Below are 13,631 nucleotides of genomic sequence, written 5' to 3' on the forward strand. Positions count from 1 at the left end.
TTAAGGCGACTATCGTCATACGCGTTATTTATAAACACAACCTGATAACAACCCAGCACAACCAATATTTAACAAAACTGCACCATTTGCGCTCAACTCTGCCTGATTAACGTGCAGTTATTTTTGAGTAAGTGGTCTGTTTTAGACCATTTACTCCATTATAAATCTACACAACCCCATAACATTCTGTTTTAAATTACTTTTTAAAAACTGGCATCCGCTTTGCAAATGTCCTTACGTCAGGAGATTTCAGCACGGTGCAACAGGAACCCGCAGGACGCACTTAAGCCGCGCAGAGATTTTCGCAAGCCCTTGTTGTCGTCCCAATTATTTTCAATCGAGGTGAGCTATGAAAATCGGTGTCTTTATTCCTATCGGTAACAACGGTTGGCTAATTTCAGAAACTGCGCCGCAGTACAAGCCAACCTTCGAACTGAATAAAACCATTGTGCAGAAAGCAGAGCACTACCATTTCGACTTCGCGCTCTCGATGATCAAACTGCGCGGCTTCGGCGGTAAAACGGAATTCTGGGAACACAACATGGAGTCATTCACGTTGATGGCCGGTCTGGCCGCCGTAACGTCCCGCATTCAGCTCTACGCCACCGCCGCCACCCTGGTCATGCCACCGGCAATCGTTGCGCGCATGGCTGCCACAATTGACTCCATCTCCAACGGCCGGTTCGGCGTGAACGTGGTAACCGGCTGGCAGAAACCGGAATACGAACAAATGGGCATGTGGCCTGGCGATGACTATTTTACCCGCCGCTACGATTACCTGACCGAATATGTCAGCGTACTGCGCGATCTGTGGGGAACAGGGCACTGCACGCTTGACGGCGAATTTTTCAAAATGGATGACTGTCGCGTCAGTCCACGCCCGCAAAGCGAAATGAAAGTCATCTGCGCCGGACAAAGTGACGCCGGCATGGCGTTTTCCGCCAAACACGCCGATTTTAACTTCTGCTTTGGCAAAGGCGTCAACACGCCAACCGCTTTTGCACCTACCGCAGCCCGCATGAAAACAGCGGCTGACGCTGAAAACCGTGACGTGTCCTCTTACGTGTTGTTCATGGTGATTGCCGATGAAAACGACGAGGCCGCGCGCGCCAAATGGGAGCTGTACAAAGCCGGTGCTGATGCGGAGGCCCTGTCATGGCTCACCGACCAGAGCAGTAAAGATACCCGATCCGGCAGCGATACCAATGTTCGCCAGATGGCCGATCCCACGTCAGCGGTCAACATCAACATGGGGACGCTGGTCGGCTCCTGGGCCAGCGTCGCCAGAATGCTTGATGAGATCGATACGGTTCCCGGTGCGGGCGGCGTATTGCTGACCTTTGACGATTTCGTCGAAGGCATTGAAAACTTTGGTCGCTACATCCAGCCGTTAATGAAAACGCGCCAGCACATCGGCATTGAGCAGAAAGAGGTCGCATGATGAACATTGTTGAAAATCAAACCGTGGTTCGCCGCGCGCCCGATAATGCTGGCGAGGAAAGGGTGCTGGCCGCGCGTCCTGAAGCGATTGGTTTCACCCCGCAGCAGACGGCGCTTATTGTGGTGGATATGCAAAACGCTTACGCCTCGCAGGGCGGTTATCTTGATCTGGCAGGCTTTGACGTGTCTGCCACCGCGCCGGTCATTGCCAATATCAAAGTGGCGATTGCCGCTGCTCGCGCGGCAGGCATTAAAGTGATTTTTTTCCAGAACGGCTGGGACAATCAGTATGTTGAAGCCGGGGGGGCGGGCTCGCCCAACTTCCATAAATCCAATGCGCTGAAAACAATGCGCAAACGTCCCGAGCTGATGGGCAAACTGCTGGCGAAAGGGGACTGGGATTACGATCTGGTCGATGAACTGCAACCCCAGCCGGGCGATATTGTGCTGCCAAAACCACGCTACAGCGGCTTCTTTAATACCCAGTTGGATAGCCTGCTGCGCAGCTACGGCATTCATCATCTGGTTTTCACCGGCATCGCCACCAACGTGTGCGTCGAATCCACCCTGCGTGACGGCTTCTTTCTGGAATATTTTGGCGTCGTACTGGAAGACGCGACACACCAGGCGGGCCCCGAGTTTGCGCAAAAAGCCGCGATTTATAACATCGAAACGTTTTTTGGTTGGGTCTCCAGCGTAAGCCACTTCTGCGACGCGGTGGGTTACAAAACTGAACAAAACGCGGCCTGACCGCTTGTGAAAAGGACAATGAACGATGCCTAAACGCGCCATTATTCCAGCCGGCAGCGGTGTTCCGCTGGCGCCATTTGTTCCCGGTACGCTTGCCGATGGGGTCCTGTACGTTTCCGGTACTTTGCCTTTTGATAAAGACAACAACGTCGTACATGTGGGCGATGCGGCAGCACAAACCCGCCATGTACTGGAGATCATCAAAAGCGTGATCGAAACCGCAGGCGGCAGCATGGATGACGTCACCATGAACTCGATTTTTATCACCGACTGGGCGAATTACGGGGCAGTGAATCAGGTCTATGCGGAGTATTTCCCGGGTGAAAAACCGGCAAGGTTCTGCATTCAGTGTGGGCTGGTGAAACCGGATGCGTTGATCGAAATCGCATCGATTGCCCACCTTGGCAAATCATCTGTTCGGTGATGTATTTCATCTGAGGAAACAGTATGTATTACAAGGTATTGGGTCAGCAAAACGCTGATGCAGAAACCGTCGTGCTCTCCTCGGGTCTCGGCGGCTCCGGGGGATTCTGGCAGCCTCAGCTGGCGATGCTCTCGGCGCATTTTCGGGTGGTGGTCTATGACCAGTACGGCACCGGCGCCAGTCAGGGTAGCGTACCCGCCGGTTACCGGATGGAGGATATGGCCGATGAGCTGGCAGGCTTACTTAACGCGCTGAATATCAGCCGCTGTCATCTGGTCGGTCACGCACTGGGCGGCATTATGGGTCTGCATCTTGCCCTGCGTTATCCCGCGCTGCTGCAAAGTCTGGTGGTAATTAATGGCTGGACAGTCCTTAACAGCCAGACGCGCCGCTGCTTCGACGTCCGTCGGAACCTGCTGCTTAACAGCGGCGTAGATGCCTACGTGCAGGCGCAGCCGCTGTTTCTGTACCCGGGTGACTGGCTTTCTGAACATGAAGCTTTCCTGCAGGAAGAGCGCCAGCATCAGGTGGCGAACTTTCAGGGGATGGAAAACCTGCTGCATCGCCTGCAGGCGCTGATGGACTCCGATCTGACCACCTCGCTCAAAGGCGTCATCGCGCCGACCCTGGCGTTGAGCGCTAAAGATGATTTGCTGGTGCCCTGGTCCTGTTCAGCCGATCTCGCCTCGCGTCTTCCCCATGGCGAGCACCTGCAAATGGGCTACGGCGGACATGCCATGAGCGTAACGGACCCCGATACGTTTAACCCGATTTTACTGGACTGGCTGCAGCGGCAGGCTTCGCATCCATCCGGAACACCGTCTGATTTCATACCTGTGGAGATGCCATGACCGAAGCATTAACCGCCAGCGCGCTGGCCACGTTGTTCACCGAAGCCCGCACCCATAACGGCTGGCTGAATAAACCGGTAACAGGCGAACAACTGAAAACGATTTACGAACTGGCGCGCATGGGGCCGACCTCGGCGAACTGCAGCCCGGTGCGCATCGTATTTATTCAGAGCCAGGAAGCGAAACAACAACTGGCGCCGGCACTTTCCAGTGGCAATCTGAAGAAAACGATGACCGCTCCGGTGACGGCGATTATTGCCTGGGATCCGGAATTCTATGAGCTGCTGCCTGAACTGTTTCCGTCCGGCGATGCCCGTTCATGGTTCACCTCCAGCCCACAGCTGGCACAGGATACCGCGTTCCGCAACAGCAGTTTACAGGCTGCGTATCTGATTATGGCCTGTCGCGCGATTGGCCTGGATACCGGACCGATGTCCGGTTTCGACAATGCCAAAGTTGATGAAACCTTTCTGGCGCAGGAAGGCTGGAAATCGAATTTTCTGATTAACATTGGTTACGGCGACAGCAGCAAAGTCTATCCGCGCGCACCGCGCCTGGACTTTGACCGCGCCTGTCGCGTGCTGTAAGCATCACCGATCATGACTGAGGACAAGAGCATGCAATCAACCCTGAACGCCACACTGCCCGAGACCGACATGCCCCTTGCTGAAAAAGAGGCTGCCGTTGAGAAACAGGAATACCGCAATGCCATGGCGCGCCTCGGCTCTGCCGTCAATATCATCACCACTGACGGCCCCGGCGGTCGGGCAGGTTTCACCGCCTCTGCTGTGTGCAGCGTCACCGATACGCCACCGACACTGCTGGTGTGCCTGAACCGTTCTGCGTCGGTACATCCGGCGTTTATACAAAATCAGGTGCTGTGCGTAAACACGCTGGCCGACAGCCACGAATCACTTTCTAATTTATTCGGCGGAAAAACGCCGATGGAACAACGCTTCGACGCCGCCGAATGGACAGATCTCGCCACCGGCTCCCCGATCCTCACTAACGCGCTGGTGTCATTTGACTGCAAGGTCACGCAGATCACCCGGGTCGGTACCCACGATATTATGTTTTGTGAAGTTGTTGCACTCCGTTGCAACGATGACTGCCACGGACTGGCGTATTTCGACCGACGCTATCATCCGCTGATGCGTCAGATAGCCTGTTAACTCAATCCGCATTCAACTTAGTAAGGATCGTACATGGCACATTCCTGGTTTCCGCAATGGCGTAAAAGAGAAGGTAATCTGGATGGCGCGGTGATCGCGCCGGATGAACGGCTACCGTTTGGCGCGACGGTGATCATGGGACTGCAACACACGGTGGCGATGTTTGGCGCCACGGTACTCATGCCATTGCTGATGGGGTTTGACGCCAATATGGCGATCCTGATGTCGGGCATCGGCACGCTGCTGTTCTTCCTGGTCGTAGGCGGGCGCGTGCCGAGTTATCTCGGTTCCAGTGCTGCATTTGTCGGGTTAGTGATTGCCGTGACCGGCTACAGCGGCCACGGCACGAACCCGAATATCGGCGTCGCGCTGGGCGGGATTATCGCCTGTGGCCTGATTTACATGCTGATCGGTTTTGTCGTCATGGCGGTCGGCACTCGCTGGATTGAGCGCCTGATGCCGCCGGTGGTGACCGGCGCGGTAGTGATGGCGATTGGACTCAATCTGGCGCCGATTGCCATAAACAGCGTATCCGCTTCATCGTTTGACAGCTGGATGGCGGTGATGACGGTGCTGTGTATCGGATCGGTGGCGGTGTTTACACGCGGTCTGGTACAGCGACTGTTACTGTTGCTGGGTCTGGTGGCGGCGTACCTGATTTATATGGCGATCACCAACGGCCTCGGGCTGGGCACGCCGGTGAATTTCAGCGCCGTGGCGCAGGCGCCCTGGTTCGGCGTGCCCACCGTCACTACGCCGGTATTCAGCACGCACGCTATGCTGATGATTGCGCCGGTGGCGGTGATCCTGGTTGCGGAAAACCTTGGCCACATTAAAGCCGTGGCGGGGATGACCGGTAAAAATCTCGATCCCTACATGGGCCGCGCCTTTATCGGGGATGGCCTGGCGACCTTGCTTTCGGCTTCGGCGGGCGGCACCGGCGTGACAACCTATGCCGAAAATATCGGCGTCATGGCCGTCACTAAAATTTACTCCACGCTGATTTTTGTCGCCGCCGCAATCATGGCCATTGTGTTGGGTTTTTCGCCTAAATTTGGTGCCTTGATCCACACCATTCCTGGCCCGGTGCTCGGTGGAGCATCCATCGTGGTATTTGGCTTGATTGCCGTAGCTGGCGCCCGCATTTGGGTACAAAACCACGTTGATTTGGGCCTGAATGGCAATCTCATCATGGTGGCAGTTACGCTGGTACTGGGCGCGGGCAACTTCACCCTAAGCCTGGGCGGCTTCAGCATGGGCGGCATCGGCACCGCGACCTTTGGGGCGATTTTACTCAATGCTTTTCTGAGCCGCAGCAAAATGGCAAAGACGCCGGCTGAGATTGAGGCAGCCACAGAAACGGCGCTGAGAGAGCCGTAACCTTTTATTGCTTCGTCTGTCGTCAGTGGGTGTTAAGGGTGCCTGGTGATCGTTGCATAACACTAACCAGGCATTTTTCACCGCCTTTGCGCGCCTGACATATTATCTTTTCCTATGAATTCCCCCGCAAACTGAACTGATTTTCGCCCTGATCCCTGAATTAACGTGGGTGCCATAACCTTTTCATCTGACTATAGCCTGCGGTTATATCCTCCAACTAAACAAGCATTCGTCACCTTTTGAAGCGCATGAAATAGTGGGTTCAGAAACTTACCTTTGTCTGAAACGAGAAATATCATGCTAATTCCACAACCCTATTTACTTTTTCTTGGCGATGTCACCGATCCACTCGCGGCAAAAACGGCGCGCGGTATTCATATCTGGCGGCCGGAGCAGTGCGTGGGCGAAATTAAACTCCCGGGCTGTACTGTCAGCCTGGGTCTGGATGAACTTGACATCATCAGCGCCAAAGCACGCGGCGCGAAAACGCTGGTGCTCGGTACTGCTAACGCAGGGGGCTATCTGCCAGAACACTGGCTGGATACGGTGAAAAGTGCCATCAAAGCAGGCATGAACGTTGCCAGCGGACTGCATCACCGTCTGGTGGACGAGCCCGAACTGGTGACGCTTGCCCAGACGTTTGGTGTTGAGCTTTTTGACTTACGTCATATGCGTCCGACGCTGAGCGTCGGCAGTGGTAAGAAGCGGACAGGCAAACGGATACTGACTGTTGGCACTGACTGCTCCGTGGGCAAGATGTACACCTCACTGGCGCTGGAAGCGGCGATGCGTGAGCGCGGAATGAAAGCGGATTTTCGCGCTACAGGTCAGACAGGGATTCTGGTGGCGGGCGAAGGGATTGCCGTGGATGCGGTCATCGCGGATTTTATTGCCGGTGCGGCCGAAGCGCTGTCACCCGCGAATGATGAGGATCACTGGGACATCGTTGAAGGGCAGGGGTCACTGTTCCACCCCTCTTACGCAGGCGTCAGTATGGGGCTCATGCACGGTGCGCAACCTCACTGGTTGGTGATGTGCCATGAAATGGGGCGCCCCCATATGCGCCATTTACCTCATCAGCCAATGGTCAGCCTGAAAGACTGCGTTGAAGCCAATCTGCGCGCTGCCCAGGTGACCAGCGCGTCTGTCCAGCTGGCGGGGTTTGCCATTAACACCTCAAATTACACGGAAGACGAAGCGCGCGCCTATTGCGCCGAAGTCAGCGCAGAGTTTGGTTTACCGGCTACGGATCCTGTGCGTTTTGGCATCGACGAGATCGCCGCACTGCTTCAGGCGCGGGGGTGAAATGAGACAGTTGCAGATTGACGTGGTGGAACTGCCGCTGGCACGGCCCTTTGCTATTTCGCGCGGTACGCGTACCGCCGTCACGGTTATCCGGGTCACGCTGGAGCAAAACGGTTTCATTGGGCGAGGCGAATGTACGCCCACGGCGCGCTACGATGAAACGCCAGACAGCGTTCAGGCCGAGCTTGAGGCAGTGCGCGCTGACGTTGAAGCCGGCCTGAGCCGTCATGATCTGCAACACCGCTTACCCGCCGGTTCCGCGCGCAACGTGCTGGACTGTGCGCTGTGGCGACTGGATGCCGCCCGCGCCAGTCAAACGCTATGGCAGAAAAGTGCACGTCCTCAGCCACGCTCGGTGATCACGGCGGAAACCCTCAGCCTCGATACGCTGGAAAATATGGCGCTGGCGGCGGCGGATGCCGTATCGCGTGGCGCCATCCTGCTCAAAATTAAGCTCAATCGTGATGCGGTTCTGGAAAAGGTGGCGGCCATTCGCGCTGCGGCACCGCGCGCCACGCTGATTATCGACGCTAATGAGGCCTGGTCGGGAATGGACCTGGAAAGCCTGCTGGCCGCACTTCAGGGCTATAACATTGCTATGGTCGAGCAACCGCTTCCCGCCGGTCAGGATCAGGACCTGCAACGTTTTCATCATCCGGTTCCCGTTTGTGCTGATGAGAGTTGCCATACGCGCGAGGATATTGCCGGACTGCGGAACCGCTACGAGATGATCAACATCAAGCTGGATAAGTGCGGTGGCCTGACGGAAGCGCTGGCGATGGTAGAAGAAGCACAAAAGCAGAATATGCGCATCATGGTCGGCTGCATGCTGGGCTCATCACTGGCGATGGAAGCCGCATTGCCGGTGGCGGTTAACGCAGAGCACGTCGATTTAGATGGCCCTATCTGGCTTGCTGCCGACAGTTCTCCTTTTTTGACCTACTCCGAAGGCCGTATCTGGCTATAACTCTACGAGGCGACGATGACGGACACACGACTCACTTCTTCTGCCAACAGTGCCGCCGGTTCATCACCCGTGCTTGATATTCGGGATCTCAGCGTCTCATTTCGTGGGCGCAGCGGCGAGAATCAGGCACTAAAAGGCATCAGTTTTGCCATTAATCCGGGCGAAATTGTCGCCGTAGTGGGTGAGAGTGGCTCAGGGAAATCAGTCACTTCTTTGGCCGTAATGGGCTTACTGGCGAACAGCGGCCGTATCGATCGCGGCAGCATGCAGTTTCGCGATCGTGGCGGAAAAGTACATGCGCTGGAAACACTGGATGAAAATCAGCGCCGCACGTTGCGTGGTCGTGAAATGGCGATGATCTTTCAGGAGCCCATGACCTCGCTGAATCCGGTGCTGCGCGTCGATGACCAGCTCACTGAAGCGTTACGCGATCATCAACAGTGCGACAAGAAAGAAGCGCATGCGCGCGTGCGTGAATTGCTTCGACAGGTGCGTATTGCCGATGTGGATCGTGTCATGAAAAGCTATCCGCACGCGCTCTCAGGCGGTATGCGCCAGCGGGTGATGATTGCGCAGGCGCTGGCCTGTGATCCGCAACTTCTGATTGCTGACGAACCTACAACGGCGCTGGATGTTACCGTGCAGGCGCGCATTCTGCACATTCTGCGTGAGCTGCAACGCGAGAAACAGATGGCGGTGCTGTTTATCACTCACGATATGGGCGTCGTGGCTGAAATCGCCGATCGTGTCGTGGTCATGCTGCGTGGCGAAGTCGTCGAACAGGGCAGCGTCGCAGCGGTTTTTGCCGCCCCGCAGCACCCGTATACCCAGGCTTTGCTGGCGGCGGTGCCGAGACTGGGCGACATGCGCGAATATGCGTGGCCGCAACGCTTTCCGCTGCTCGGCACACAGAATACCGTCGAAAATGAACAGCATACCGCGCGCTACGACACCGCGCCGTTGCTCGATGTGTGTGGGTTGAAAGTCTACTATCCCATCCGCAGCGGCATCTTTTCGACGCTCACGCATCATGTCCATGCGGTTGAGCAGATTGATTTCAGTCTGTGGCCAGGTGAAACCCTGGCGATCGTGGGCGAAAGCGGCTGCGGCAAATCGACGACCGGCCGTGCGCTGATGCGCCTGATCAACAGTGACGCCGAAAGCATTCACTTCGAAGGGAAAGAAATCTCTCACCTGAAAGAGGCAGCATTCCAGCCGCTCCGCCGTGAAATTCAGATGGTGTTTCAGGATCCCTACGCCTCACTGAACCCTCGGCTTACCGTGGGTTTCACCATTGCCGAGCCCTTGCTGTTACATGGCATGGTGTCCTCACTGGAACAGGCTTCGCCACAGATAGATGCGTTGCTGAAGAGCGTTGGTCTGCTGCCCGAGCACGCGCGTCGGTATCCACACGAATTTTCAGGTGGTCAGCGCCAGCGTATTGCCATTGCCCGCGCCATGGCCCTGAAGCCCAAAGTGATTATTGCTGATGAAGCGGTATCGGCCCTTGACGTCTCCATTCAGGCGCAGGTGGTGAACCTGATGATGGATCTGCAGCAGCAAACGGGCGTGGCGTGGATTTTCATCTCTCACGATATGGCGGTCGTCGAGCGCATTGCCAACCGTGTGGCGGTGATGTACCTCGGCCAGATTGTGGAGCTTGGGCCGCGTCAGTCGGTATTTAATCAGCCGCAACATCCTTATACCCAACGCCTGCTGGCCTCCGTGCCGGTGGCGGATCCCGAGAACCGTCAGCCCCGTATTATCGATGACAGCGAAATCCCTTCGCCGTTAAGAAAAGTGGGCGAAACGGTCACTAAACCCCGTTATCGACAGGTTGCGCCTCAGCACTGGGTCGCTGACGGCATTGCATTGCGATAATTCAACGACCAGGAGATTTTTATGAAAACGCTGTTTCGCCGTACTTCACTCGCCCTCGCATTGACGACGACGCTGGTCATGACTGCACAGGCACAGGATCTGCGTATTTCAATGTATGCCGATATTACGGGGCTGGATCCGCACGATACCTCAGACAATGTCAGCTATTCGGTGCAGAGTGGTATCTTTGAACGACTGTTTCAGTTCGATCCACACATGAAGCTCCAGCCCTGGCTGGCCACCGGTTATACCTCAAATGAAAATGCAACGGAGTTTACGCTGACGTTGCGCAAAGGCGTCACCTTCCAGGATGGCACACCTTTTGATGCGGAAGCCGTCAAAGCCAACCTTGATCGCCTGGCAGACCAGAAAAAAGGGCTAAAGCGTAACAGCCTGTACAAAATGATCGATAAGGTTACGGTGCTGGCACCCGATCAGGTAAAAATCGATCTTAACCAGTCGTTTGGTGCCTTTATTAACACGCTGGCACATCCTTCCGCAGTGATGTGGAGCCCGTCCATTCTCAAGCAATATCCAGACGAAGCCCAACTCCGGTTGCATCCGGTGGGTACCGGTCCGTTTAAATTTGTTGACTGGACACCGGGCAAAGCGGTCACGCTGGCGAAGTATGACGGTTACTGGCAGCAGGGATGGCCAAAAGTCGATCATGTTATCTTCTCACCCAGCCCGGAAGATGCAACACGCGTAGCCGCGTTGAAGTCGGGTCAGGTTGACGCAATCTGGCCATTGCCTTCGGATCTGATTGCTGCCGTGAAACAAGACAGTAACCTCTCTGTTCAGCGCGATCCCAGCATTTATCTTTATTACATGGCGATTAATACGCAGCACAAGCCACTGGCAGATGTTCGCGTGCGTCAGGCAATCAACTATGCGATTGACCGTAATCTGTGGCTGAAGGTGGCTTTTGCCGGTTTAGGTAAACCAGCCACATCCGCCATGCCCGAAGGTGTCCAGTTTTATCAGAAACAAAACGATCCTGATTATCACTATGCGCCGGATAAAGCCAAAGCGCTGCTGAAAGCGGCGGGCTATCCGAATGGTCTGGATCTCAAACTCTGGGTTACGAATGCAACGGCCAGCGTGCGCGCCGCTCAGGTACTGAAAGCGCAGCTGGGCACGGTGGGCATTCGTGCCACGGTAACTCCGATGGATTCCGGCACACGCAACGCTAAGTTATGGGGCGTACAGGACCCGAAAAAGGCGGAATTTGACCTGTACTATGGTGGCTGGTCGACGTCAACAGGCGATGCCGACTGGGCGCTGCGTCCGCTGTTCGCCACCGAATCCTGGGTACCCACCTCCTACAATGTCTCCTATTTCAGCAATCCTGATGTAGACAAAGCCATTGCCGCCGGGCTGGCAACGGCCGATCCGGCAAAGCGTGGTATCGCCTATGCGCAAGCACAGAAACTCATATGGCAGGATGCACCGGTGGCATTCCTTGGTACGCCAGACAATCTCGTTGGCAAACGCCGCACCCTGAATGGTGTTTCCATGCTGCCTGATGGCAATTTGCTCTTCACTCAGGCGTCGTTTAAATAAGACGCGGATTGCTCTCACGTCCCTTTCCCTCGCAGGGCAAAAGGACGTGAGGGCACCCGTCACAGTGCATTTCAAGGAATGGCATGTTTGCATACATCCTTCGCCGATTACTGGAGATGATCCCGGTTTTGCTGGTGGTCTCGCTGCTGGTTTTCGGTTTTATCAAGCTGCTGCCGGGCGACCCGGCGCGCATCTATGCTGGACCGGATGCGCCCATTGAGGCGGTTGAAGCGGCGCGTCAGCACCTTGGGCTTAACGATTCGCTGCCACAGCAGTACGTCCACTGGATCGATAGCCTGTTACACGGCGATCTTGGCACCACCTACCGCACCCAGCAACCGGTGCTGCAGGTGATTAAACAGGGCTTCATGCCAACGCTTTGGCTCGCCTTAGCGGGGTTTGCCTGGTCCGTGATTCTCGGCCTCGTACTTGGCGTTCTCGCGGCACTGAAGCGAGGAAAATGGCAAGACTGGACGCTGATGAGCATGGCGGTGGGCGGTATCTCAATGCCTGCTTTCTGGCTGGGTCTGTTGCTGATCCAGTTCGTCGCGATGCCTTTTGGGCTGTTCTCAGTCAGCGGTTTCAACAAAGCCAGTGATATTGTCCTGCCCGCCATCACGCTGGGTTCGTCAGTGGCGGCAGTGATGGCTCGGTTTACCCGCTCAGCCTTCCTGGAGGTGGCGCAGGAAGATTACGTGCGGACCGCGAAAGCCAAAGGACTGCGTAACCGCCTCGTGACGTGGAAACATGTGATGCGTAATGCACTCATTCCGGTGATTACCATGCTCGGTTTGCAGTTCGGTTTTCTGCTGGGCGGCTCCATCGTCGTGGAGAGCGTCTTCAACTGGCCGGGATTAGGCTGGTTGTTGATTGAGTCGATAAAAGCGCAGGATCAGCCGGTTATTCAGGCGCTGGTGATGCTGTTCGTGTTTGAATTTATTGTCATTAATCTGCTGGTCGATCTGCTTTACGCGGTCGTCAATCCGGCGATTCGTCTGCGACAGGAGCCGAGATGAGTATTCAATCGCTGACTGAAAACCCGACTCAGGTCATCCGTTCGCCGTGGCGCGATTTCCTGCATGCCTTTGTGCGTAATCCTCTGGCGCTGGTCTCAGGCGGATTTGTACTGTTGTTGATCGTAGTGGCGATCTTTGCGCCCTGGCTGGCCCCCTGGGATCCGATGGCACCAGACTGGATGGCATTGTCGTCACCGCCCAGCGCGGCACACTGGATGGGAACCGACGAGCTGGGGCGTGATCTGCTCAGTCGCATTATCTATGGCGCGCGTATTTCGCTCTATGTCGGCGTGCTGTCCGTAACGCTCGGCATGATTGTCGGTGTGGTGTTGGGTTTACTGGCAGGCTATTACGGCGGCTGGGTCGATATGCTGATCATGCGCGGCGCCGACGTGTTATTCGCTTTTCCCGGCATGTTACTGGCCATTGCGGTTGTCGCGCTACTTGGAACCGGCCTGAACAATGTGATCATCGCGGTCGCGGTGTTCAGCGTACCCGTTTTTGCCCGTATTGTGCGCGCCTCGACGCTGTCATTGAGACAGGCCGCCTATGTGGAAGCCGTTCGCTGTGCCGGTGCACCCGATCGCATCATTATCCTGCGACATATTTTGCCCGGTACGCTTTCCAGCGTGATTGTCTACTTCACTATGCGCATCGGCACCAGTATTCTCACCGCAGCGGGCTTAAGCTTTATTGGCCTGGGGCCGGAGCCGGATGTGCCTGAATGGGGTAATATTCTGGCGATGAGCCGGAGCATGATGATGGCTGGCGCATGGCACATGAGCGTGTTTCCGGGGCTGGCGATTTTTATCACGGTGCTGGCGTTCAACCTGCTCGGCGACGCGCTGCGCGATACGCTCGACCCGAAACTGAAGAGCTGAC

Annotated in this window: 13 protein-coding genes; all 13 read left to right on the forward strand. The window is 55.9% G+C overall.

Going from position 1 to position 13,631, the window contains the following annotated elements; genetic code table 11:
• Positions 1-349 precede the first annotated feature (349 nt).
• The 13 genes from rutA to QLG08_RS07030 all read left to right on the forward strand — a co-directional run bounded on the left by rutA (position 350) and on the right by QLG08_RS07030 (position 13,630).
• Positions 350-1,441: a pyrimidine utilization protein A gene (rutA, locus tag QLG08_RS06970; RefSeq protein ID WP_272847688.1), complete on the forward strand. Its 1,092-nt coding sequence runs from the start codon at positions 350-352 to the stop codon at positions 1,439-1,441.
• Complete coding sequence (gene rutB, locus QLG08_RS06975; RefSeq protein ID WP_019105823.1) at positions 1,438-2,190, forward strand: pyrimidine utilization protein B; 753 nt, start codon at positions 1,438-1,440, stop codon at positions 2,188-2,190. The genes rutA and rutB overlap by 4 nt, the downstream gene beginning before the upstream one ends.
• A gap of 25 nt (positions 2,191-2,215) precedes the next feature.
• Complete coding sequence (gene rutC, locus QLG08_RS06980; protein WP_272847689.1) at positions 2,216-2,614, forward strand: pyrimidine utilization protein C; 399 nt, start codon at positions 2,216-2,218, stop codon at positions 2,612-2,614.
• A 23-nt stretch (positions 2,615-2,637) separates the two neighbouring features.
• Positions 2,638-3,465, forward strand: a complete 828-nt coding sequence (gene rutD, locus QLG08_RS06985; RefSeq protein WP_013027869.1) for a pyrimidine utilization protein D — start codon at positions 2,638-2,640, stop codon at positions 3,463-3,465.
• Positions 3,462-4,052, forward strand: coding sequence for a malonic semialdehyde reductase (locus QLG08_RS06990; protein ID WP_013027870.1), 591 nt, complete (start codon positions 3,462-3,464; stop codon positions 4,050-4,052). Before rutD ends, QLG08_RS06990 begins: the two co-directional genes overlap by 4 nt.
• A gap of 30 nt (positions 4,053-4,082) precedes the next feature.
• On the forward strand, positions 4,083-4,637 hold the full coding sequence (gene rutF, locus QLG08_RS06995; protein WP_019105820.1) for an NADH-dependent FMN reductase RutF: 555 nt from the start codon (positions 4,083-4,085) through the stop codon (positions 4,635-4,637).
• Positions 4,638-4,670: 33 nt separating this feature from the next.
• Complete coding sequence (gene rutG, locus QLG08_RS07000) at positions 4,671-6,017, forward strand: pyrimidine utilization transport protein G (protein ID WP_272847690.1); 1,347 nt, start codon at positions 4,671-4,673, stop codon at positions 6,015-6,017.
• A 297-nt stretch (positions 6,018-6,314) separates the two neighbouring features.
• Positions 6,315-7,322, forward strand: a complete 1,008-nt coding sequence (gene dgcN / locus QLG08_RS07005; RefSeq protein ID WP_014333151.1) for an N-acetyltransferase DgcN — start codon at positions 6,315-6,317, stop codon at positions 7,320-7,322.
• 1 nt (position 7,323) lies between these two features.
• Positions 7,324-8,289, forward strand: coding sequence for an N-acetyl-D-Glu racemase DgcA (gene dgcA / locus QLG08_RS07010; protein ID WP_014333152.1), 966 nt, complete (start codon positions 7,324-7,326; stop codon positions 8,287-8,289).
• A 15-nt stretch (positions 8,290-8,304) separates the two neighbouring features.
• Positions 8,305-10,170 carry an ABC transporter ATP-binding protein gene (locus QLG08_RS07015; RefSeq protein WP_272847691.1) on the forward strand — a complete coding sequence of 622 codons (1,866 nt, stop codon included), beginning with the start codon at positions 8,305-8,307 and terminating at the stop codon, positions 10,168-10,170.
• Between the two features lie 21 nt (positions 10,171-10,191).
• Entirely contained in the window at positions 10,192-11,733 is a 1,542-nt protein-coding gene (locus QLG08_RS07020; protein ID WP_013027876.1) for a glutathione ABC transporter substrate-binding protein, read from the forward strand.
• 83 nt (positions 11,734-11,816) lie between these two features.
• On the forward strand, positions 11,817-12,749 hold the full coding sequence (locus QLG08_RS07025; protein WP_013027877.1) for an ABC transporter permease subunit: 933 nt from the start codon (positions 11,817-11,819) through the stop codon (positions 12,747-12,749).
• The gene (locus tag QLG08_RS07030) at positions 12,746-13,630 is read left to right on the forward strand and encodes an ABC transporter permease subunit (RefSeq protein ID WP_014598325.1); all 885 of its coding nucleotides are present in this window, start codon (positions 12,746-12,748) and stop codon (positions 13,628-13,630) included. The genes QLG08_RS07025 and QLG08_RS07030 overlap by 4 nt, the downstream gene beginning before the upstream one ends.
• Position 13,631: the final 1 nt, after the last annotated feature.

The organism is Pantoea sp. V106_11 (assembly GCF_029967885.1).
Lineage (GTDB): Bacteria > Pseudomonadota > Gammaproteobacteria > Enterobacterales > Enterobacteriaceae > Pantoea > Pantoea ananatis.